The sequence below is a fragment of the Streptomyces sp. Ru62 genome (genome assembly GCF_002920615.1).
In the GTDB taxonomy this organism is placed as follows: Bacteria; Actinomycetota; Actinomycetes; order Streptomycetales; family Streptomycetaceae; genus Streptomyces.
Map to the genome: position 1 here is coordinate 1 of NZ_PQSU01000018.1, position 21,718 is coordinate 21,718.

The 21,718-nt window shown below is 72.8% G+C and carries 18 protein-coding genes; 10 read left to right on the forward strand and 8 right to left on the reverse strand.

The features are described from left to right. Both C3492_RS24200 and C3492_RS24205 read left to right on the forward strand, forming a co-directional pair. On the forward strand, window positions 1–654 hold a 654-nt coding region (locus C3492_RS24200; RefSeq protein ID WP_374938366.1), incomplete at its 5' end, for a WD40/YVTN/BNR-like repeat-containing protein. 75 nt (window positions 655–729) lie between these two features. After that, window positions 730–1,068 (forward strand): plasmid stabilization protein, encoded by a 339-nt coding sequence (locus tag C3492_RS24205; RefSeq protein ID WP_103813963.1) that lies wholly within the window; start codon window positions 730–732, stop codon window positions 1,066–1,068. A 43-nt stretch (window positions 1,069–1,111) separates the two neighbouring features. On the opposite strand, the gene C3492_RS24210 is transcribed toward C3492_RS24205, so the two are convergent. Further along, window positions 1,112–1,408, reverse strand: a complete 297-nt coding sequence (locus C3492_RS24210) for a YciI family protein (protein WP_103813965.1) — start codon at window positions 1,406–1,408, stop codon at window positions 1,112–1,114. 59 nt (window positions 1,409–1,467) lie between these two features. Here C3492_RS24210 and C3492_RS24215 point away from each other — a divergent pair, with 59 nt between their 5' ends. After that, complete coding sequence (locus tag C3492_RS24215; RefSeq protein WP_103813967.1) at window positions 1,468–2,226, forward strand: endonuclease V; 759 nt, start codon at window positions 1,468–1,470, stop codon at window positions 2,224–2,226. Here C3492_RS24215 and C3492_RS24220 read toward each other — a convergent pair. Beyond that, window positions 2,175–2,363 carry a hypothetical protein gene (locus C3492_RS24220; protein ID WP_031101269.1) on the reverse strand — a complete coding sequence of 63 codons (189 nt, stop codon included), beginning with the start codon at window positions 2,361–2,363 and terminating at the stop codon, window positions 2,175–2,177. The two genes, C3492_RS24215 and C3492_RS24220, sit on opposite strands and share 52 nt — an antisense overlap. Window positions 2,364–2,458: 95 nt before the next feature. Beyond that, window positions 2,459–3,637 carry a trans-acting enoyl reductase family protein gene (locus C3492_RS24225; RefSeq protein ID WP_181140527.1) on the reverse strand — a complete coding sequence of 393 codons (1,179 nt, stop codon included), beginning with the start codon at window positions 3,635–3,637 and terminating at the stop codon, window positions 2,459–2,461. 370 nt (window positions 3,638–4,007) lie between these two features. On the opposite strand from C3492_RS24225, the gene C3492_RS24230 reads away from it, so the two are divergent. The 3 genes from C3492_RS24230 to C3492_RS24240 are packed head-to-tail and all read left to right on the forward strand — an operon-like array spanning window position 4,008 to window position 8,669. Beyond that, window positions 4,008–5,183, forward strand: coding sequence for a CaiB/BaiF CoA-transferase family protein (locus tag C3492_RS24230; RefSeq protein ID WP_103813971.1), 1,176 nt, complete (start codon window positions 4,008–4,010; stop codon window positions 5,181–5,183). Between the two features lie 43 nt (window positions 5,184–5,226). Further along, the gene (locus C3492_RS24235) at window positions 5,227–6,441 is read left to right on the forward strand and encodes an acetyl-CoA C-acetyltransferase (protein ID WP_103813973.1); all 1,215 of its coding nucleotides are present in this window, start codon (window positions 5,227–5,229) and stop codon (window positions 6,439–6,441) included. Between the two features lie 50 nt (window positions 6,442–6,491). Beyond that, the gene (locus C3492_RS24240) at window positions 6,492–8,669 is read left to right on the forward strand and encodes a 3-hydroxyacyl-CoA dehydrogenase NAD-binding domain-containing protein (RefSeq protein ID WP_103813975.1); all 2,178 of its coding nucleotides are present in this window, start codon (window positions 6,492–6,494) and stop codon (window positions 8,667–8,669) included. Window positions 8,670–8,675: 6 nt separating this feature from the next. On the opposite strand, the gene C3492_RS24245 is transcribed toward C3492_RS24240, so the two are convergent. Continuing rightward, window positions 8,676–9,440, reverse strand: coding sequence for a MerR family transcriptional regulator (locus C3492_RS24245; protein WP_103813977.1), 765 nt, complete (start codon window positions 9,438–9,440; stop codon window positions 8,676–8,678). Window positions 9,441–9,661: 221 nt separating this feature from the next. Between C3492_RS24245 and C3492_RS24255 the strand changes: the two genes are divergently transcribed. Then, complete coding sequence (locus C3492_RS24255; protein ID WP_103813981.1) at window positions 9,662–11,128, forward strand: amino acid permease; 1,467 nt, start codon at window positions 9,662–9,664, stop codon at window positions 11,126–11,128. Between the two features lie 128 nt (window positions 11,129–11,256). Continuing rightward, window positions 11,257–12,174 (forward strand): adenosine kinase, encoded by a 918-nt coding sequence (locus C3492_RS24260; protein ID WP_103813983.1) that lies wholly within the window; start codon window positions 11,257–11,259, stop codon window positions 12,172–12,174. Window positions 12,175–12,237: 63 nt separating this feature from the next. On the opposite strand, the gene C3492_RS24265 is transcribed toward C3492_RS24260, so the two are convergent. Then, window positions 12,238–13,725, reverse strand: a complete 1,488-nt coding sequence (locus tag C3492_RS24265) for a M1 family metallopeptidase (protein ID WP_103813985.1) — start codon at window positions 13,723–13,725, stop codon at window positions 12,238–12,240. Between the two features lie 175 nt (window positions 13,726–13,900). On the opposite strand from C3492_RS24265, the gene C3492_RS24270 reads away from it, so the two are divergent. Next, a complete protein-coding gene (locus C3492_RS24270; protein ID WP_103813987.1) occupies window positions 13,901–15,841 on the forward strand; it encodes a Xaa-Pro dipeptidyl-peptidase in 1,941 nt (646 codons plus the stop codon). 294 nt (window positions 15,842–16,135) lie between these two features. Here the strand turns inward: C3492_RS24270 and C3492_RS24275 are convergent, their stop codons facing one another. Beyond that, window positions 16,136–17,050, reverse strand: coding sequence for an FAD-dependent oxidoreductase (locus C3492_RS24275; protein ID WP_103813989.1), 915 nt, complete (start codon window positions 17,048–17,050; stop codon window positions 16,136–16,138). 137 nt (window positions 17,051–17,187) lie between these two features. Between C3492_RS24275 and C3492_RS24280 the strand changes: the two genes are divergently transcribed. Continuing rightward, window positions 17,188–18,828, forward strand: a complete 1,641-nt coding sequence (locus C3492_RS24280; protein ID WP_103813990.1) for an ABC-F family ATP-binding cassette domain-containing protein — start codon at window positions 17,188–17,190, stop codon at window positions 18,826–18,828. A gap of 248 nt (window positions 18,829–19,076) precedes the next feature. Here C3492_RS24280 and C3492_RS24285 read toward each other — a convergent pair whose 3' ends face one another. Together C3492_RS24285 and C3492_RS46000 are read right to left on the reverse strand one after the other, a co-directional pair. Beyond that, entirely contained in the window at window positions 19,077–21,458 is a 2,382-nt protein-coding gene (locus C3492_RS24285; RefSeq protein ID WP_103813991.1) for a Tex family protein, read from the reverse strand. A 102-nt stretch (window positions 21,459–21,560) separates the two neighbouring features. After that, window positions 21,561–21,692, reverse strand: a complete 132-nt coding sequence (locus C3492_RS46000) for an LPFR motif small protein (protein WP_014676189.1) — start codon at window positions 21,690–21,692, stop codon at window positions 21,561–21,563. Window positions 21,693–21,718: the final 26 nt, after the last annotated feature.

The following is a 21,718-nucleotide window of genomic DNA, read 5'->3' on the forward strand; positions in this document are numbered from 1 at the left end:
TGCCTCGCCTTCTTCGACCGTCGCCACGGCCTCGCCCTGAGCGACCCCGTGGACGGGAAGTTCCGCGTCCTGTCCACCGCCGACGGCGGGCGTTCCTGGCGCGTGCTGCCCGCGGACGGCATGCCGCCCGCCCTGGACGGCGAGGCGGGATTCGCCGCGAGCGGCCAGTGCCTCGTCACCGCCGGCCCGAAGGACGTCTGGCTGGCCACCGGCGGCGGCGCCCACGCGCGCGTGCTGCACTCCGCCGACCGCGGGCTCACCTGGACGGCCGCCGACACGCCGGTCCCCGCGGGCGATCCGGCCAAGGGAGTCTTCGCGCTGGCCTTCCGCGACCGCACGCACGGCATCGCGGTCGGCGGCGACTACCGCCCCGACCAGCCCTCCCCTCAGGCCGCCGCGGTCACCGCAGACGGCGGCCGCACCTGGCGCCCCGCCACCACCCCACCGCCCGCGTACCGCTCCGGCGCCGCCTGGCTCCCGCACAGCCGCACCGCCGCACTGGCCGTCGGTCCGACCGGCACCGACCTGACCACCGACGCCGGCCGCAGCTGGCGGACCATCGACACCGGCTCGTACGACACCGTCGCCTGCACCCCCGACCTGAGCTGCTGGGCGGCGGGCGAGCAGGGACGCGTGGCACGGCTCGAACGGTGAGGCACGGCCGGACCGGTGAGGTAAGCGCCGCCGAACACGGGTACTCGTTCCCCGCCGCAAAGGAAGGGAGCGATCATGCCAGCCGGTTCCAGCCCCAAGCGTGAGCGTCAGTACGAGCACATCAAGAAGAGCGCGCAGGACCGGGGCGAGAGCACCGGGCGCGCCAAGGAGATCGCCGCGCGGACGGTGAACAAGGAACGCGCCCGCTCCGGCGAGTCCAAGACCGCCAGCCGCAGCTCGACGCAGGACATGTCGTCGAGCAAGCGTGGCGGTCAGCGGTCGGGCAACCGGGTCGGCTCGCACGGCCCGACCCGCGACCAGCTGTACAACGAGGCGAGGCAGCGCGGCATCGAAGGCCGTTCGCACATGAACAAGGAAGAACTGCAGCGCGCGCTGGACGCCAAGAAGGGCTGACGGCCCGCCAGGCCCGGCGCCCGAGGAGGTCGACAGACTGACGTCAGCCGAGCGTCTGCCGGTGGCGCGCCAGCTCCGGGGCCGTCTTCGTGGCGATGAACTCCGTGACGCGGTAGGCGCACACACCGGCGACGGTGAACGGGTCGCCCGCGACGATCTCGTCGATGCGGGCGCGGTCCCCCGCGACGGCCAGGATCACTCCGCCGTCGCGGGGGTTCTTGCGTCCGGAGGCGAGGAAGAGGCCCTTCTCGTACTGCTCCTCCAGCCAGGCCACATGGTCCGGCAGAACGGCGTCCACGGCATCGAGCGGCGCGGTGTAGGTCAGCTCCAGGACGAACATGATCGCGAGCCTACCCCGCCCGCCCGGCGGGCCGCGGCGGGAGCGTACAGTCACCCGGCATGACGATCGTCGGCGTACCCGCGGGCTGGCCCGCGACCGAGGACGAGGCCCGCGCCGTGCAGGACGAGCTGCGCGGGCGGGTGGTGCTGGACGAGCCCGGACCGCCGCCGGGAACGGGCCTGGTCACGGGGGTGGACGTCGCCTACGACGACGGCCTGGACCTGGTCGCGGCGGCGGCCGTCGTGCTGGACGCCGCCACCCTGGACGTCGTGGCGGAGGCGACGGCCGTCGGCCGGGTCTCCTTCCCGTACGTGCCCGGCCTCCTCGCCTTCCGGGAGCTCCCCACCGTCCGCGCCGCCCTGGACCGGCTGCCGTGCGCGCCCGGTCTGGTGGTGTGCGACGGCTACGGCCTGGCCCACCCCCGCCGCTTCGGCCTGGCGAGCCACCTGGGCGTGCTCACGGACCTGCCGACGGCCGGGGTCGCCAAGAACCCCTTCACCTTCGCGTACGACGACCCGGAGCCGGCCCGGGGCGGTTGGGCACCGCTGCTTGCCGGGACCGAGGAGGTCGGGCGCGCGCTGCGTACCCGGGACGGCGTCAAGCCGGTGTTCGTCTCGGTCGGCCACCGGGTGAGCCTCGACAACGTCGTGGCGCACACCCTGGCACTGACCCCCCGGTACCGGCTGCCGGAGACCACCCGCCGGGCCGACGCCCTGTGCCGGCGCGCGCTGCGCGAGGCGGCGCGGAGCCTGGCCGGCGGCCCGGATCAGGACTCGACGACGCGCCAGGCGCCGACCTCCCGGTACTCCGAGTCGTAGACGGCCGAACCGTCGCCCGGTTCGAGGGCGTAGTGGCGCAGATTGCCGCCCCAGTACCGCAGGATGCGCTCCAGCTCACCCACCCGGTCCCGCGCCACGGCACCGTCGTCCACGGTCACTTCGAGCACGAACTTCACGACTGTTCCGCCTCCTTGAACCCTGTCCGGCACAAGTCTCCATCGTCGCGCAGCGGCAGCCGGCCCCGCGGGGGGACCCATGGCCGCGGCGGGCCCTAGCGTTCCGCCGCCACCCGGAAGGTGATTCCCGCCGCGCGCAGCCGCTCGACGAGGGCGTCGCCCATCGCCTGGGCCGTGGTGACCTGGCCGGCCGTGGGCGGCAGATCGTCGAACGCCAGGCACAGGGCCGCCTCGGCGAACATCTTCGCCGTCTCGTCGTATCCGGGGTCGCCGCCCGCGACCTCGGTGAACACGCGCCGGCCGCCGCCCTCGCCGACGAACCGCACCGAGAACCAGCTCTTCGCCCGCTTCTCCGCGCTCGGTCCGTCACCCGGCTTGAGCCGGTCCGACAGCCAGCGCCGGGCGGGCGGCAGCTGGGCGGCGGCCGCCACCGCGCCGGCGGCAGCGACCCCGCCGAGGGCGACCGGCAGGCGCCGCACGGCCGCGTAGTGCCGGTAGCGGAAGTCCGGGCCGTACCGCTCCAGCGCCCGCGCCGAACGGCGCACGATCTGCGGGTCGATGGTGGGCAGGGGCAGCGCCCACGCGCCGACCTCCGCCGCGTACCTCGGCGTGCCCGCCGGCGTCGTCACCCGGCGGCCCGGCAGCCGCGGTTCGTGCCGGGCCCGCTCGCGCGCGGCGGCCAGCATCCGCCGTCCACGGGCCATCTGGTTCAGCGCGGAGGCGAGGGTGCCGCCGGAGAAGGCCGCGTCGGCGGTCACATAGCCGTCCACGGTCAGCGGCACGCCCTCGGGGAGCTGCCGGACCGTGAAGTAGGCGCCCAGGTCGTGCGGCACCGAGTCGAAACCGCAGGCGTGCACCAGGCGCGCGCCCGTCTCCCGCGCGCGTGCGTCGTGCCGGACGTACATCAGGTCCACGAACTCGGGCTCGCCGGTGAGGTCCAGGTAGTCGGTGCCGCTGTCGGCGCAGGCGGCGACGAGTTCCTCGCCGTGCAGGACGTACGGCCCCACGGTCGTGGCGACCACGCGCGCGTGCCCGGCGAGGGCGCGCAGGGTGGCCGGTTCGGCCACGTCGGCCCGCAGTACACCGACGTCCGCGCCGCCGGGCAGGTCCGCGCGCAGCCGCTCCAGCCGTCCCTCGTCGCGGCCGGCGACCGCCCAGCGCAGGTCCCGCGGCGCGTGTGCGGCGAGATAGTGGGCCGTGAGCGCGCCGACGAAGCCCGTGGCTCCGAAGAGCACGAGGTCGTACGGCCGGTCCGTCCTGCTCATCCTGCTCATGACACCCCTTGGTCCGTGCGGCCCGCCGCGCAGCCCGCGCCGCTGTCGGTGGCCGAGGCTAGCGTGAGGAGTGCGGAGCCCGACGAGCAGCCCGGAGGCAGCGGTGGCCGTAGCCAGGAATGCCGTGAAGAAGCGGGAGAAACCGCCCCCGGTACGGGCGCGGGGGCCGGGCGCGCGCACCACCTGACGGTCCCCGGCGCCCGTCGCCGAGGAGGACCCGGCGGAGCGCCGGTCACTCTCCCGGGTGATCGTCGGCTTGTCGGGCACTTGGCTAAGCGCTTGCTCGTTCAGGTCTTGTGTCCGGTGGAACGCGTTCTTAGCATCACCGGTGTTACATCAGTTGTGTCACACACGCCTGGGGGCTGGACGGATGACAACGGCAGGGACGCCGAAGCCGGGCGACGGCCCGCTCTCCGGCGTGCGCGTGGTCGAGCTGGCCGGCATCGGCCCGGGCCCGTTCGCCGCCATGCTCCTGGCCGACCTGGGTGCCGACGTGGTCCGGGTGGACCGCCCGGGCGGGCCGGGCCTCGCGATCGACCCGGCGTTCGACGTCACCAACCGCAACAAGCGCTCGATCGTGGTCGACCTGAAGGCACCGGACGGCCCCGCGCGCGTCCTGGACCTCGCCGAGCGGGCCGACATCCTCATCGAGGGCTATCGCCCCGGCGTCGCCGAGCGGCTCGGCATCGGCCCGGAGGACTGCCACGCCCGCAACCCCCGCCTGGTGTACGGCCGCATGACCGGGTGGGGCCAGGACGGCCCGCTCGCCCAGCGCGCCGGCCACGACATCGCCTACATCGCGCTCACCGGCACCCTCGGCATGATCGGCCGCCCCGACGAACCCCCGGCCGTGCCCGCCAACCTCCTCGGGGACTACGCGGGCGGCTCGCTCTACCTGGTCGTCGGTGTCCTCGCCGCCCTGCACCACGCGCGCGCGACCGGCACCGGCCAGGTGGTCGACGCGGCCATCGTGGACGGCACGGCCCATCTGTCCGCGATGATCCACGGCATGCTCGCCGCCGGCGGCTGGCAGGACCGCCGCGCCGCCAACCTCCTGGACGGCGGCTGCCCGTACTACGGCACCTACGAGACCGCCGACGGCGGCTACATGGCGGTGGGCGCCCTGGAGGGCAAGTTCTACGCCGAGTTCCTGCGCCTGCTCGGCCTCGTCGACCTCGCCCCGGCCCGCACGGACTGGACCCGCTGGGAAGAGCTGCGCGAACGGATCGCCGCCGCCTTCAAGTCCCGCACCCGGGCGGAGTGGACGGCCGTCTTCGCGGACTCCGACGCCTGTGTGGCGCCCGTGCTGAGCCTGCGTGAGGCCCCGGCCCACCCGCACCTGGCCGCGCGCGGCACCTTCACCGACCACGGCGGCATCACCCAGCCGGCCCCCGCCCCCCGTTTCTCCGCGACCCCCACCGCCGTCCGCACCGGCCCCGCCCGGCCCGGCGCGGACACCGCCGCGGTCGCCCGGGACTGGGGCGTACCGGCACCCCCGACCGACGACCCCGACGACCCCGACTTCCTGGTCACGAACGGCGGCTGACCCCGCCCACCCCGCTCGGCCCACCCTCCCGAAAGGCACCCCAGTGAGCACCGAAGCGTACGTGTACGACGCGATCCGCACCCCGCGCGGCCGCGGCAAGGCGAACGGCGCCCTGCACGGCACGAAGCCCATCGACCTGGTCGTCGGCCTCATCCACGAGATCCGCGCCCGCTTCCCCGGCCTCGACCCGGCCGCGATCGACGACATCGTGCTGGGCGTGGTCGGCCCCGTCGGCGACCAGGGCTCGGACATCGCCCGGATCGCCGCCCTCGCCGCCGGACTGCCCGACACGGTCGCGGGTGTCCAGGAGAACCGCTTCTGTGCCTCCGGTCTGGAGGCCGTCAACCTGGCCGCCGCGAAGGTCCGCGCGGGCTGGGAGGACCTGGTCCTCGCCGGTGGTGTCGAGTCCATGTCCCGGGTCCCGATGGCCTCGGACGGCGGCGCCTGGTTCAACGACCCGATGACCAACCTCGCCGTCAACTTCGTGCCGCAGGGCATCGGCGCCGACCTCATCGCGACCATCGAGGGCTTCTCCCGCCGGGACGTCGACGAGTACGCGGCCCTGTCCCAGGAGCGCGCCGCCACCGCCTGGAAGGAGGGCCGCTTCGAGAAGTCCGTGGTCCCCGTCAAGGACCGCAACGGCCTGGTCGTCCTCGACCACGACGAGCACATGCGACCCGGCACCACCGCCGACTCCCTCGCCAAGCTGAAGCCGTCCTTCGCGGACATCGGCGACCTGGGCGGCTTCGACGCCGTGGCCCTGCAGAAGTACCACTGGGTGGAGAAGATCGACCACGTCCACCACGCCGGCAACTCCTCCGGCATCGTGGACGGCGCCTCGCTGGTCGCGATCGGCTCCCAGGAGGTCGGCGAGCGCCACGGCCTCACCCCCCGCGCGCGGATCGTCGCCGCGGCCGTCTCCGGCTCCGAGCCGACCATCATGCTCACCGGCCCCGCCCCCGCCACCCGCAAGGCCCTGGCGAAGGCGGGCCTCACCATCGACGACATCGACCTGGTCGAGATCAACGAGGCGTTCGCCGCGGTCGTGCTGCGCTTCGTGAAGGACATGGGCCTGTCCCTGGACAAGGTCAACGTCAACGGCGGAGCCATCGCCCTCGGCCACCCGCTCGGCGCCACCGGCGCCATGATCCTCGGCTCGCTCATCGACGAACTGGAGCGCCAGGACAAGCGCTACGGCCTCGCCACGCTGTGCGTCGGCGGCGGCATGGGCATCGCCACCATCGTCGAACGCCTCTGAACTCCCCGCGGAACCAAAGCGCCCCGAAGACTTCTACGGAGACGACTGTCATGACCGAGAGCACCACCATCCGCTGGGAGCAGGACGACACCGGTGTCGTCACCCTCGTCCTGGACGACCCCAACCAGTCCGCGAACACCATGAACCAGGCGTTCCGCGACTCCCTCGCCGTGATCACCGACCGGCTGGAGGCGGAGCGGGAGAACATCCGCGGCATCATCTTCACCTCCGCGAAGAAGACCTTCTTCGCCGGCGGCGACCTGCGCGACCTGATCCGCGTCACGCCCGAGACCGCACAGGAGCTGTTCGACGGCGGCCTCGCCATCAAGCGGAACCTGCGCCGCATCGAGACCCTCGGCAAGCCGGTCGTCGCCGCCGTCAACGGCGCGGCCCTCGGCGGCGGCTTCGAGCTGGCCCTCGCCTGCCACCACCGGGTCGCCCTGGACACCCCCGGCACCAGGATGGGCTGTCCCGAGGTCACCCTCGGCCTGCTCCCCGGCGGCGGCGGAGTCGTGCGCACCGTGCGGCTGCTAGGCATCGCGGACGCCCTGCTGAAGGTGCTCCTCCAGGGACAGCAGTACAACGCGCGGCGCGCCCAGGAGAACGGCCTCGTCCACGAGGTCGCCGCCACCCCCGAGGAACTGCTCGCCAAGGCCCGGGCCTTCATCGACGCGAACCCCGAGTCCCAGCAGCCCTGGGACAAGCCGGGCTACCGGATCCCCGGCGGCACCCCGGCCAACCCGAAGTTCGCCGCCAACCTGCCCGCCTTCCCGGCCAACCTGCGCAAGCAGACGAACGGCGCCCCCTACCCGGCGCCGCGCAACATCCTCGCCGCCGCCGTCGAGGGCTCCCAGGTCGACTTCGAGACCGCCCAGGTCATCGAGGCCCGATACTTCGTGGAACTGGCCGCCGGGCAGACCTCGAAGAACATGATCCAGGCGTTCTTCTTCGACCTTCAGGCGGTCAACTCCGGCGCCAACCGTCCGCAGGGCGTCGAACCCCGCCAGGTCCGCAAGGTGGCCGTCCTCGGCGCCGGCATGATGGGCGCCGGCATCGCCTACGCGTGCGCCCGCGCGGGCATCGACGTCGTCCTCAAGGACGTCTCCCTGGAAGCGGCCGTCAAGGGCAAGGGCTACTCCGAGAAGCTGTGCGCCAAGGCCGTCTCCAAGGGCCGTACCAGCCAGGAGAAGGCGGACGCGCTGCTCGCCCGGATCACCCCCACCGCCGAGGTGGCCGACCTCGCGGGCTGTGACGCGGTCATCGAGGCCGTCTTCGAGGACACCGCCCTCAAGCACAAGGTGTTCCAGGAGATCGAGGCCGTCGTCGCCCCCGACGCGCTGCTGTGCTCCAACACCTCCACGCTGCCCATCACCACCCTCGCCGAGGGCGTGCAGCGCCAGACCGACTTCATCGGACTGCACTTCTTCTCGCCGGTCGACAAGATGCCCCTGGTCGAGATCATCAAGGGCGAGCGCACCGGTGAGGAGACCCTCGCGCGCGCCTTCGACCTGGTCCGGCAGATCAACAAGACGCCGATCGTCGTCAACGACTCCCGCGGCTTCTTCACCTCCCGGGTGATCGGCCACTTCATCAACGAGGGCGTCGCCATGGTCGGCGAGGGCGTCGAGCCCGCCTCCGTGGAGCAGGCCGCCGCCCAGGCCGGCTACCCGGCGAGGGTGCTGTCCCTCATGGACGAGCTGACCCTCACCCTCCCGCGCAAGATCCGGGGCGAGACGAAGCGGGCCGTGGAGGAGGCCGGCGGCACCTGGACGGCGCACCCGGCGGAGGCGGTCATCGACCGCATGGTCGACGAGTTCGGCCGCACCGGCCGCAGCGGCGGCGCCGGCTTCTACGACTACACCGAGGACGGCAAGCGGGCCGGGCTCTGGCCGGGCCTGCGCGAGCACTTCACCAGGCCCGGGCACGAGATCCCGTTCCGGGACATGCAGGAGCGCATGCTCTTCGCCGAGGCGCTCGACACCGTACGCCTCCTCGAAGAGGGCGTCCTGACCTCCGTCGCCGACGCCAACATCGGCTCGATCCTCGGCATCGGCTTCCCCGGCTGGACCGGCGGTGTGCTCCAGTACATCAACGGTTACGAAGGGGGCCTGCCCGGATTCGTGGCCCGCGCGCGCGAGCTGGCCGAACGGTACGGCGAGCGGTTCGCCCCGCCCGCGCTGCTCGTGACGAAGGCCGAGAACGGGGAGACGTTCACCGACGCCCGCTGACGCGCCTCAGCCGGACGGCGTGCCCCGGGACCCCGCTCGCGGGGCCGCCGTGTCCCCGGACGGGGTCTCCCGGTCCGCCGTGCCGTCCAGCCACTGGCGCAGCTCCTCCTTCAGCGACCGCTGGAAGGTGGTGAGGAGCGCCTGCACCACGAGCGGGTGCATATGGGCCGACAGCGACTTCACGTCCCGCGTGTCGCGTTCGGCGACGGCCTGGCGCAGCAGGTCCGACAGCTCGTGGGCCGCCGCGCGGGCGTGGTCGGTCAGGACGGTCCGGGCAGCCAGGATGGTCTCCTGGGACAGCGGTACGTCGAGGAGCCGCACCGCGAGCCGCAGCAGACCGCAGTCCACGCGGAAGGACTCCCCGTCCCGCGTCACCACGTTCATCGCGGCGAGCCGGTCCACGTCCTCCTCGGCCAGCCGGCGCCCCGCCCGCCGCTCCAGCGCCGCGCGGGACACTGTCTCGACGGTGTCCGGCGCCCAGGAGGCGATCACTGCCCGGTGGATCGCCAGATCGTGCGGGCCGAGGTCGGCCGGCAGCTGCCGCAGATGCCGTTCGATCGCCGCGAGGGTCATGCCCTGGTGCTGCATCTCCTCGATCAGCTCCAGCCGGGCCAGGTGCTCCCGGCCGTAGTGGCCCACCCGGCGCGGGCCGATGACCGGCGGCGGCAGCAGTCCCCTGGTGCCGTAGAAGCGGACCGTGCGCACCGTGACGCCCGCCCGCGCGGCCAGCTCGTCGATCGTCAGGGTGGGCTCGCCGGTGTCGGTCGTCATGCGCAGCAGTATCGCTGTCTCACCATTGGTGTGAAACCTGGGGCGGGGCGGTGCGGACCGTGTGAGAAGAACCGCTCTGTGACCTGCACCATCGCATGCCGGACGGTCCCGCTGGGAAGCTGCTGCCTTGGTCTGTGCCGCGACACGAGGGTGGTGCGGGCCAAGACCTGCACGAACCCCGGGCCCATGAGGTCCGGGCGCACCAGGAAGTGGAACCACCCGTGAGCAAGGAAGCCGTGGAATCGGCACAGGCCACCACCCACCCCCAGGTGGCCCGGACGCCCGCGGACGCGGGCGACGCCGGTTACAGCAAGGACCTCAAGGCCCGTCACGTCAACATGATCGCCATCGGCGGCGCCATCGGCACCGGCCTCTTCCTTGGCGCCGGCGGACGCCTGCACAACGCGGGCCCGGCGCTCGCCCTGGCCTATCTGGTCTGCGGTGTCTTCGCGTTCTTCGTCGTCCGGGCCCTGGGCGAGCTGGTCCTGTACCGGCCGTCCTCCGGCTCCTTCGTGTCGTACGCGCGCGAGTTCCTCGGCGAGAAGGGCGCCTATGTCGCCGGCTGGATGTACTTCCTGAACTGGTCGACCACCGGCATCGCCGACATCACCGCGATCGCGCTCTACACGCACTACTGGAGCATGTTCACGTCCATCCCGCAGTGGGTGCTGGCGCTGATCGCCCTCGCGGTCGTCCTCGCCGTGAACCTGATCTCGGTGAAGATCTTCGGCGAGATGGAGTTCTGGTTCGCGATCATCAAGGTCGCCACCCTGGTGGGCTTCATGCTGATCGGCATCTTCCTGCTGGCGACCCAGCACGACGTCGGCGGCAGCAAGCCGGGCCTCGGGGTCATCACCGACAACGGCGGTGTCTTCCCGCACGGCCTGATGCCGGTGGTCCTGGTCATGCAGGGCGTGATCTTCGCGTACGCCGCCCTGGAACTGGTCGGCGTGGCCGCCGGCGAGACCGCCGAGCCGGAGAAGGTGGTCCCGCGCGCGGTGAACTCGATCATGTGGCGCGTGGGCCTGTTCTACGTCGGCTCGGTCGTGCTCCTCGCCCTGCTGCTGCCCGGCTCGGTGTACTCCGCCGACCAGAGCCCGTTCGTGACCGTGCTGTCCAAGATCGGCGTGCCGGCGGCCGGTGACGTGATGAACCTGGTCGTGCTGACCGCCGCCATGTCCTCGCTCAACTCCGGCCTGTACTCCACCGGCCGCATCCTGCGCTCGATGGCCACGGCCGGCTCGGCGCCGAAGTTCACCGCCCGCATGAACCGCAGCCAGGTGCCCTACGGCGGCATCCTGCTGACCTGCGCGGTCTGCGTGCTCGGTGTCGGCCTGAACTACCTGGTCCCGAGCCAGGCCTTCGAGATCGTGCTGAACGTCGCCTCGCTCGGCATCATCAGCACCTGGGTGATCATCATGGTCTGCCACCTGGTCTTCGTCCGCCGTGCCCGCGCGGGCCTGGTGACCCGGCCGCACTTCCAGCTGAAGTTCAGCCCGGTCACGGAGATCGCCACCGTGGTCTTCCTGCTGGTCTGCCTCGGCATGATGTGGAACGACGCCGAGGTCGGCCGCAAGACCCTGCTCCTCGTCCCGGTGATCGCCGTCATGCTGGTCGCCGGCTGGTTCGGCGTCCGCCGCCGGGTGGTGAGCAACACCGACCGGGAGCTGACCGAGCTGTCGAAGTAGCGGTCCGGCGCCCCTGTCAGTGGCATCGCGTACGGTGGCGTCATGCCGGAGATCACACGGCTCCGGCATGACGCCACCGTGCCATCGGGGGCCGTCCCGAAGGGGGCGCGCGGAGGGGGAGGACGCGGATGACCGGGCGAACGGACACGACCGACGTGCTGGTGCTGGGCGGGGCCGGTGTGGACACGATCATCCCGGTCCCCGAGCTTCCCCTGCCGTACGCCGACAGCTACATGATCGACTCGGGGATCCGCACCCGCGCGGGCCAGACCGGCGACTTCGTCGCCCTCGGACTGGCCAGGCTCGGGCTGCGCACCCACCACTTGGACCTGCTCGGCGACGACCCCGAGGGCGACCTCGTGCGCGCCCTGCACCAAGAGCACGGCATCGCCCTCACCGCGCTGCCCCAGCCGGCCGGCACCAAGCGCGCGGTCAACCTCGTCGGCCCGGACGGCCGCCGGCTGTCCCTGTACGACACCAGCCGCGCCCACCCCGACGACCGCTTCCCCGAGGCCCGCCTGCGCGCGCTGGCCGCCGCGAGCCGGCATGTGCACGTGACCATCACCCAGCCCTGCGCCCACGCGCTGCCGCTCCTGCGCGAGACCGGCCTGCCGCTCTCCACCGACCTGCACGACTGGGACGGCGAGAACCCGTACCACGAGCCGTTCGCGCTCGCGGCCGACGTCGTCTTCCTGTCGGCCGCCGCCCTGACCGACCCCGAGCGGACCATGCGGCGCATCGCCGAACGCGGACGGGCCGACACCGTCGTCGCCACCGCCGGAGCGGAGGGCGCCCATCTGCTGGCCGACGGCGAGCTGACCCGGATACCGGCGGTGACCCCGCCCGCGCCGGTGGTGGACTCCAACGGCGCGGGCGACGCCTTCGCCGCCGCGTTCCTCTACGGCCGGCTCAGCGGCGAGCCGCCCGAGCGGTGCGCCCGGTACGGCGCGGTCGCGGGCGCCTACGCCTGCACCGTCCCGGCCACCCGCGCGGACGCGATAGGCCGGGACGAGCTGCTGCGCCGGGCGTCGGACCCGAGCCGCTGAGGAACCGGCAGCGCCGGGCCCGTAGCCGGGTGAGGCGCCCGCCTTGCGGGGCGGGCGCCGGGATCAGTGCCCGTGGACGGCGTTCGTCGCCTCGATCTTCTTCCAGGACTTCGGCCGCTCCACCGCCGTGCCCGACTTCGCCAGGCCCCGGACCGCCGGCGCGGCCGGCTTCTCCGGCTGGAACAGCCAGGTGTCGAACAGCGCCGCAAGCGGCTTGCCGGACACCTGCTCGGCGTACTTCTGGAAGTCGGCGACCGAGGCGTTGCCGTAGGCGTGCTCCTTCGGCCAGCCCTTCAGGATCGCGAAGAACGCGTCGTCACCGATCTCGTTGCGCAGCGCCTGGATGGCGAGGGCGCCCCGGTCGTACACGGCGGCGCCGAACTGCTCGTCCGGGCCCGGGTCGCCGGGCTTCACCGTCCAGAAGGCGTCGTCGGCCGGGTGCGAGGCGTACACGTAGTCGGCGAGTTCCTGCGTGGTGCCCTCGCCCTCGTGCTCGGACCACAGCCACTGCGCGTACCGGGCGAAGCCCTCGTTGATCCAGATGTCCTTCCAGCCCTTGACCGACACGTCGTCGCCGTACCACTGGTGGGCCAGCTCGTGCACGACCACCGAGGTGTTGGAGCCGTTCGCGAACTGGCGCGGGCTGTAGTAGACGCGGGTCTGCGTCTCCAGCGCGTAGCCGGTGGTGGTGTTCGGCACGTAGCCGCCCGCCGAAGCGAACGGATACGGCCCGAAGTAGCCGCTCAGCCAGTCCACGATCTCGCCGGTGCGCTCCACGCTCGCGCGCGCGGCCCCGTCGTTGTCGCCGAGGTCCTTGCTGTAGGCGTTGATGACGGGCACCCCGCCGTCGGAGGTGCTGGTGGTGATGTCGAACCTGCCGAGCGCGAGCGTTGCCAGATAGGTCGCCTGCGGCTTGTTCTGCCGCCAGTTGTAGCGGGTCCAGCCCAGCTTCGAACTGGTCGACTGGAGCGTGCCGTTGGAGATGGCCTGGGTGCCGTCCGGCACGGCCACCGACACGTCGTAGGTGGCCTTGTCGCTCGGGTGGTCGTTGCTCGGGAACCACCACCAGGCGGCCTCGGGCTCGTCGGCGGCCACCGCGCCGTCCGGCGTGCGGTGCCAGGTGGAGAAGCCGTAGGCGCTCTTCGTCGACGGCACGCCGCTGTAGCGGACCACGACCGTGATCGCGGTGCCCTTGGCCAGCGGGGTCTTCGGGGTGACGACCAGTTCGTGCTGGCCGGACGTCGAGAAGGACGCCTTGGCGCCGTTGACCCGTACCTCGCTCACGTCCAGCAGGAAGTCCAGGTCGAAACTGGACAGGTCCTGGGTGGTCTTCGCCAGGATCGTCGCCGTGCCCTGCAACTCGTCCGTCTTCGGCTGGTACTGAAGCCTCAGGTCGTAATGCGAGACGTCGTAGCCGCCGTTGCCGTAGTACGGGTAGTAGGGGTCGCCGATGCCCGGTGCGCCGGGGGAGTAACTCGCGGCCGATGCCGGGATCGCCAGCAGGAGGGAGGCCGCCGCGAGCGCGCCCGGTGCGATGATTCTGCGGTGCACGTCAGCTCCAAGTCGTAGGGACGGTGCGTCCGTTCGGAGATCTGTTCGGAGCCTATTCGGTCCCTGTGACCACTGACTTGTCCATGGCCACTTCTGTCACACGATCGCCATTCAGCCGTCACGCGCACCGGAAAGCCTTCTTCTGTACGGGCGTTGACGGGGGTACCGTCCGCGCATGCCGAAACGCACGCGCTCCACGACCTGGAGAACGCTCGTCACCGCTGCCGTCGCCGCCCTGACGGCCACCTTCCTCGCCCCGGCCGCGGCCCAGGCCGCGCCCCGGGAGAGCAGACCCGTCTACTCCTACGCCGACGCCGTGCGCGAGTCCGTGTGGGTGGACACCGGCCTCGACGAGGACGGCGACGGACGGACCGACCGCGTCGCCGCCGACATCGTCCGGCCCGCCGAACCCGCCCGGCAGGGCCGCAAGGTGCCGGTCATCATGGACGCCAGCCCCTACTACTCCTGCTGCGGGCGCGGCAACGAGAGCCAGCGCAAGACGTACGACGCCGAGGGCCACGTCGTGCAGATGCCGCTGTTCTACGACAACTACTTCGTGCCCCGCGGCTACGCCTTCGTCGGCGTCGACCTCGCCGGCACCGACCGCTCCGACGGCTGCGTCGACGTCGGCGGCCGGTCCGACATCCTGTCCGCGAAGGCCGTGGTCGACTGGCTGGGCGGCCGCGTCCGGGCCTACACCAGCCGCACGGGCGGCACCCCGGTCGAGGCCGGCTGGACCAACGGCAGAACCGGCATGATCGGCAAGAGCTGGGACGGCACCATCGCCAACGGCGTCGCCGCCACCGGCGTCAAGGGCCTGAGGACGATCGTCCCGATCAGCGCGATCTCCTCCTGGTACGACTACTACTTCGCGCAGGGCGCCCCGCTCTACGAGGGCGGCCCCGACGAACTGGCCGGCTACGTCGAGAGCGCCGACGCGCAGGCCCACTGCGCGGCCGTGCGGAAGAAGCTCGCCGACGGCAGCCCGCGCAGCGGCGACTGGACCCCGCTGTGGACCGAGCGGGACTACGTCAAGGACGCGGCGAAGGTGCGCGCCAGCGTGTTCCTGGTGCACGGCATGCAGGACCTCAACGTCCGCACCAAGCACTTCGGCCAGTGGTGGGACGCCCTCGCCCGGCACGGCGTGGAGCGCAAGATCTGGCTCTCCCAGACCGGGCACGTGGACCCCTTCGACTACCGGCGCGGCGCCTGGGTCGACACCCTGCACCGCTGGTTCGACCACGAACTCCTCGGCTACGACAACGGCATCGACCGCGAGCCGATGGCCGACGTCGAACGCCACCCCGACCAGTGGGTCACCTCCGCCGCCTGGCCCCCGCGCGGCACCCGCGCCGCCGTCCTGCACCCGGCCGCCGGCAGCCGGCCCGGCGTCGGCACCCTCGGGCTGCGCCCGGGCACCGGCACCGAGAGCTTCACGGACGATCCGGCGCTGAGCGAGACCGACTGGGCCGCGCACCTCACCACGGCCACGCCGGAGAAGGCCGGCTTCCTCACGGCGCCGCTCACCCGGGACCTGCGCCTGTCCGGCTCCTCCACGGTCACGGTCACCGCCACCCCGACGACCGGCTCCGCCCATCTGTCCGCCGTGCTGGTCGACGTCGGCCCGGACACCATCCGCGACTACGCCGACCGCGCCGAGGGCATCACCACCCTCACCGAGCGCAGTTGCTGGGGCGAGAGCACGGCCGGGGACAGCGCCTGCTTCAAGGAGACCGCGGCGAAGACGGCCCCCGTCGACCACACCGTGGTCAGCCGGGGCTGGGCCGACCTCGGCCACTACGCCTGGCCGGCCCGGGGCGTCCCGCTGACGCCGGGCAGGGCGTACACCATCACCCTGGACCTCGCCGCCACCGACCACGTCGTCCCCGCGGGGCACCGGCTGGCCCTGATCGTCGCCGGTACGGACAAGGACCTCATCGACCCTCCGTCCAGCCGCCCGACGCTCACCGTGGACCTGTCCCGTACGACGGCGAGGGTGCCGGTGGTGGGCGGCGCGGGTGCGTTCGTCCGGGCCACGTCAGGCGGTGCGGGGGCAGCCGCGCCGAGGGTTCTGCACGGAGTCGGGGCACCGCGCACCGTCCGGCACGTCCCGTAGAGCTGACGGTCCTTTGCCGGCGCGCTGCGCCGGTCCGGGGCCGGCTGGTCGTTGTCTCCGGCTGCGGTCGTCGTGGGCCGGTCGCGCGGTTTCCCGCGGCCCTCGGGGTGGCTGGCCGGCGAGTCCGGGTGCGGGGCGTCGTGGGCTGTCGCGCAGTTCGCCGCGCCCCCACGGCGCCCGGCCGTCCAGTCCCGCCGCGGGTTGTCGTGGCCGGTCGCGCGGTCTCCCGCGGCCCTTGGGTGGCTGGCCGGCGAGTCCGGGTGGGGGGCGTCGTCGGCGGGTCCACCCGACCGGTCAGGTGGTCCTGTTCGCCGACTCGGCTGCTTCCCGGGCGCAGCCCCACGCCACCGTGACGCCGGCGCCGCCGTGGCCGTAGTTGTGCACCAGGAGGCGGCCGTCCGGGAGGGGCTGCCGCTCCAGCCGTACCGCCTCCCGGGCCGGCCGTAGTCCCACCCGGTGCGTGAGGACGCGTGCGCCGGCGATCTCCGGCCGGACGGCCGCGCAGCGGGCGACGATCGCCTCGGCCGTGGCCGGGTCCGGCTCCAGGGACCAGTCGTCCTCCTCGGCCGTGCCGCCAAGGAGCAGCCGGCCCGGCTGCGGGATGAAGTAGGTGGACGCGGCCGAGGCGTGGTCCACGGAGGTGAACCAGCTCGTGACGCCCGGGTTCTCCACCACGACCAGTTGCCCGCGCACCGGCCGTACCGCCGGGTCCGGCACCAGGGAGCGGGCCCCGAGGCCCGTGCAGTTGATCACCACGGGGGCGGGCACGGCGGTCAGGTCGGCCACCTCGCGGACCTCCACCGCGCCCCCCGCCTTCTCCAGGCGCTGCCGCAGCCAGGACAGGTGCACCGGCATGTCGATCACCGGCAGCCGCGCCGCCAGCCCCTCGGCCACCGCCCGCAGCCCCGGCACCCGGCCCGCCCACTCGCCCAGCTCGTCCAGCCGGGCCCCCTGGTGCACCCCGTCGACCAGACGCACCCCCGTCTCCTCCGGCCGGCCCGCCAGCTCCTCGTACACCGCCAGGGATTCGAGCGCCCACGCGCCCGCAAGCGGCTCCGGTTCGATGCGGTACGGCCACCACAGACCGCCGGCGACCGCCGAGGTCGTCCGCTCGCCCGCCTCCCGCGCCCACACCCGCACCCGTCGGCCCGACTCGGCCAGCAGCACGGCCGTCGTCAGCCCGGCGATCCCGCTCCCGACCACGATCACTTCGTCACTCGGCTCACTGTCCACGCCATGGACGATAGGCCCTGCGCGGGCGGCTCCGGCAGCCCGGGCACCACCCCGGTGACCGGCGGAAAACATGGCGGAGACGCGCGCGTGCCGCCGCTAGGATCGGCCTCCTGATGACTGCCACCCTCGTTGCCAAGAACCTCGCCGCCGGACATGGCGACCGCTCCCTGTTCTCCGGGCTCGACCTGGTCGTCGCGCCCGGCGACGTGATCGGGCTGGTCGGTGCCAACGGCGCGGGAAAGTCGACCCTGCTGCGGATGCTCGCCGGACTCACCCCGCCCGAGCAGGGCGAACTCAGGCTGTCCCCGCCGGCCGCGACCGTCGGGCACCTGCCGCAGGAGCCGGAGCGCCGGCCGGGGGAGACCGTCCGGGAGTTCCTGGCCCGCCGCACCGGGGTCGCGGAGGCCCAGCGGGCCATGGACGAGGCCACCCAGGCGCTGGTCGACGGCGCGCCCGGTGCCGACGACGCCTACGCCGCCGCCCTGGAGCGGTGGCTCGGTCTGGGCGGCGCCGACCTGGAGGAGCGCGCGGAGGAGGTCGCCGACTCCCTCGGCCTGGCCGTGGACCTGGACCAGCCGATGACCGCCCTGTCCGGCGGCCAGGCGGCCCGCGCCGGCCTCGCCTCCCTGCTGCTGTCCCGCTACGACGTCTTCCTGCTGGACGAGCCCACCAACGACCTGGACCTCGACGGCCTGGAGCGACTGGAACGGTTCGTCACCGGACTGCGCGCGGGCACGGTCGTCGTCAGTCACGACCGCGAGTTCCTCACCCGCACGGTCACCAAGGTGCTCGAACTCGACCTCGCCCAGCGGCAGATCAACCTCTACGGCGGCGGTTACGACGCCTACCTGGAGGAGCGGGAGGTGGCCCGCCGGCACGCCCGCGAGGAGTACGAGGAGTACGCCGACAAGAAGGCGGCGCTGCAGGACCGCGCCCAGATGCAGCGCGCCTGGATGGACAAGGGCGTGAAGAACGCCCGTCGCAAGGCCGGCAACGACAACGACAAGATCGGCCGCAAGTTCCGCAGCGAGGCCAGCGAGAAGCAGGCCGCCAAGGCCCGGCAGACCCAGCGCATGATCGAGCGCCTGGACGTGGTGGAGGAGCCGCGCAAGGAGTGGGAGCTGCGGATGGAGATCGCGTCCGCGCCGCGCTCGGGCGCGGTGGTGGCGACGCTGCGGGACGCCGAGGTCCGGCGCGGCGACTTCACCTTCGGCCCGGTCTCGCTGCAGATCGACTGGGCGGACCGGATCGCGGTGACGGGGGCCAACGGATCAGGGAAGTCCACGCTGCTCGGCGCGCTGCTGGGCCGCGTCCCGCTCGACTCCGGGCATGCGGCCCTCGGCTCCGGTGTCCTGGTCGGCGAGGTCGACCAGGCCCGGGGGCTGTTCCACGGCCCCGAGACCCTGCTCGACGCCTTCTGCGCCGCCGTCCCCGACACCGAACCGGCGGAGGTCCGCACCCTCCTGGCCAAGTTCGGCCTGAAGTCCGGCCATGTGCTGCGCCCGGCCGCCACCCTCTCCCCGGGCGAACGCACCCGCGCCGCGCTCGCCCTGCTCCAGGGCCGGGGCGTCAACCTCCTCGTCCTGGACGAGCCGACGAACCACCTCGACCTGCCGGCCATCGAACAGCTGGAGTCGGCCCTGGACGGCTACACCGGCACCCTCCTGCTGGTCACCCACGACCGGCGCATGCTGGACGCGGTCCGGGTGACCCGCCGCCTGGAGGTCGCCGCCGGCAAGGTGACGGAACGCTAGGGCCTGTCCGGCCGTTCCGGACTGCCTCGCGACGCCGTGCACGCTCCGCCACTGCCTGAACGGCGTGGGAGGTGCCCCCACTCGCCGCACCGGCTCGGGATCCGTACGTCCAGTACAGGGCCTGGGCCGGCACTCCCCGCGCCTTCGGCCGGGCGACCCCCAGAGCAGGCGCCTGACGTCGCGCGGCGTCGGCCCTGGTACCCGGGGCGGGACCGGGCGGCTCGGCTCGCCCGGTCCCGGCCCGCCCGTCAGCGTTTCTTCGGGTCCAGCAGGCCCGCGCGGCGCAGCGCGTCAGCCATCGCGCTGTTGGCCGGTGCCGGGGCCTGCCGGCCGCCGCGGTCGCCGCCGCCGCGGCCCTGCCGCTGGCCGCCGCCCTGCCGCTGCTGCGGCGGACGGGCACCGCCGCGCTGCTGCCGGCCGCCACCCTGGCTCTGCGGGGCGGCCTCGTCGTCCAGGCGCAGTGTCAGCGCGATCCGCTTGCGCGGGATGTCGACGTCCAGCACCTTCACCTTGACGATGTCGCCGGGCTTGACGACATCGCGCGGGTCCTTGACGAACGACTTCGACATCGCTGACACATGCACCAGTCCGTCCTGGTGGACACCGACGTCCACGAACGCGCCGAAGGCGGCCACGTTGGTGACCACGCCCTCCAGGACCATCCCGGCGGACAGGTCGGAGATCTTCTCGACGCCCTCCTTGAAGGTGGCCGTCTTGAACGCGGGCCGAGGGTCGCGGCCCGGCTTCTCCAGCTCCTTGAGGATGTCGGTGACCGTCGGCAGACCGAAGGTGTCGTCCACGAAGTCGGCCGGCCGCAGCGAGCGCAGCACGCCGGTGTTGCCGATGAGGGACGCCACCTCCTGACCCGTGGTCTTCACCATGCGGCGCACCACCGGATACGCCTCGGGGTGCACGCTGGAGGCGTCCAGCGGGTCCTCGCCGCCGCGGATGCGCAGGAAGCCCGCGCACTGCTCGTACGCCTTGGGACCGAGCCGCGCCACCTTCTTCAGCTCGGCACGGGACGTGAAGGGGCCGTTCTTGTCCCGGTGCGCGACGATGTTCTCCGCCAGGCCGGACGAGATGCCCGACACCCGTGCGAGGAGTGGCACCGACGCCGTGTTGACGTCGACGCCGACGCCGTTCACACAGTCCTCCACGACCGCGTCCAGTGACCGGGACAGCTTCACCTCGGACAGGTCGTGCTGGTACTGGCCGACGCCGATCGACTTCGGGTCGATCTTCACCAGCTCGGCCAGCGGGTCCTGGAGCCGGCGGGCGATGGAGACCGCGCCGCGCAGCGACACGTCCATGTCCGGCAGCTCCTGCGAGGCGTAGCTCGACGCGGAGTACACCGACGCGCCCGCCTCGGACACCATCACCTTGGTGAGCTTCAGCTCCGGGTGCCTGGTGACGAGTTCACCGGCGAGCTTGTCGGTCTCGCGGGACGCCGTGCCGTTGCCGATCGCGATCAGCTCGACCGCGTGCTCCTTCGCGAGCCGCGCCAGCTTGGCGAGCGCCTCGTCCCACCTGTTGGCCGGGACGTGCGGGTAGATCACGTCCGTGGCGACGACCTTGCCGGTCGCGTCGACCACGGCGACCTTCACGCCCGTGCGGAAACCGGGGTCCAGGCCGAGCGTCGCACGGGTGCCGGCCGGGGCGGCCAGCAGCAGGTCCCGCAGATTGGCCGCGAACACGTTGACCGCCTCGTCCTCGGCGGCCGTCCGTAGCCGGAGGCGCAGGTCGATCCCGAGGTGGACCAGGACACGGGTGCGCCAGGCCCAGCGGACCGTGTCCGTCAGCCACTTGTCGGCGGGGCGGCCCCGGTCGGCGATCCCGAACCTCGACGCGATGATGCCCTCGTACGAGGACGGGCCCTCCGTGGCCTCCTCCGGCTCCAGGACGAGGTCCAGGACCTCCTCCTTCTCCCCGCGCAGCATCGCCAGGATCCGGTGCGAGGGCAGCTCGGTGAAGGGCTCGGCGAAGTCGAAGTAGTCGGCGAACTTGGCGCCCGCCTCCTCCTTGCCCTCCCGCACCTTCGCGGCCAGCCGCCCGCGCACCCACATGCGCTCGCGCAGCTCACCGATCAGGTCGGCGTCCTCGGAGAACCGCTCGGTGAGGATCGCCCGCGCGCCCTCCAGGGCGGCCTGCGGGTCGGCGACGCCCTTGTCGGCGTCCACGAACGCGGCGGCGGCCGCCAGCGGTTCGACCGTCGGGTCGCCCAGCAGCCCCTCCGCGAGCGGCTCCAGGCCCGCCTCGCGCGCGATCTGCGCCTTGGTGCGCCGCTTGGGCTTGTAGGGGAGGTAGATGTCCTCCAGACGCGCCTTCGTCTCGGCGCCGCGGATCCGCGCCTCAAGCTCCTCGGTGAGCTTGCCCTGCTCCCGCACCGACTCCAGGATCGCGGTCCGCCGCTCCTCCAGCTCCCGCAGGTAGCGCAGCCGCTCCTCGATGGTGCGCAGCTGCGCGTCGTCGAGCATCTCGGTCGCTTCCTTGCGGTAGCGAGCGATGAAGGGCACGGTCGAACCGCCGTCGAGCAGTTCCACCGCGGCCTTCACCTGCCGCTCCCGTACGCCGAGCTCCTCGGCGATCCTGCCTTCGATGGACCCTGCTCCGAGGGACCCGGGTGTCGTCACGATCCCGTACCGCCTTCTCCACTGAGGTTGCGCGGCAATTGTGGCAGGTGACACCGACAACCGGGGATCAGGGCGGCTCCCGGCGGGGCGCCGGTCCCGGCGTCAGGCCCGGCTCCCCCGCGCGGAGGACGAAGCTCCGCCGAACAACCGGGCGAGCGCCCGGAACGGCAGCGTGACCACCGTGGCGATGGCGCCGCCGATCTGCCGCAGTACGTCTGCGATGGCACGGAACACGGAACGATCTCCTTTCCTCGTGGGCT

Excerpts from the sequence above, each read along its gene's own strand:
- C3492_RS24215 (WP_103813967.1), top strand. The coding sequence starts at position 1,468 with ATGACGATCGTCGGCGTACCCGCGGGCTGGCCCGCGACCGAGGACGAG.
- C3492_RS24245 (WP_103813977.1), bottom strand. The coding sequence starts at position 9,440 with ATGACGACCGACACCGGCGAGCCCACCCTGACGATCGACGAGCTGGCC.
- C3492_RS24280 (WP_103813990.1), top strand. The coding sequence starts at position 17,188 with ATGACTGCCACCCTCGTTGCCAAGAACCTCGCCGCCGGACATGGCGAC.
- C3492_RS24240 (WP_103813975.1), top strand. The coding sequence starts at position 6,492 with ATGACCGAGAGCACCACCATCCGCTGGGAGCAGGACGACACCGGTGTC.
- C3492_RS24205 (WP_103813963.1), top strand. The coding sequence starts at position 730 with ATGCCAGCCGGTTCCAGCCCCAAGCGTGAGCGTCAGTACGAGCACATC.
- C3492_RS24260 (WP_103813983.1), top strand. The coding sequence starts at position 11,257 with ATGACCGGGCGAACGGACACGACCGACGTGCTGGTGCTGGGCGGGGCC.
- C3492_RS24225 (WP_181140527.1), bottom strand. The coding sequence starts at position 3,637 with ATGAGCAGGATGAGCAGGACGGACCGGCCGTACGACCTCGTGCTCTTC.
- C3492_RS24270 (WP_103813987.1), top strand. The coding sequence starts at position 13,901 with ATGCCGAAACGCACGCGCTCCACGACCTGGAGAACGCTCGTCACCGCT.
- C3492_RS24230 (WP_103813971.1), top strand. The coding sequence starts at position 4,008 with ATGACAACGGCAGGGACGCCGAAGCCGGGCGACGGCCCGCTCTCCGGC.
- C3492_RS24210 (WP_103813965.1), bottom strand. The coding sequence starts at position 1,408 with ATGTTCGTCCTGGAGCTGACCTACACCGCGCCGCTCGATGCCGTGGAC.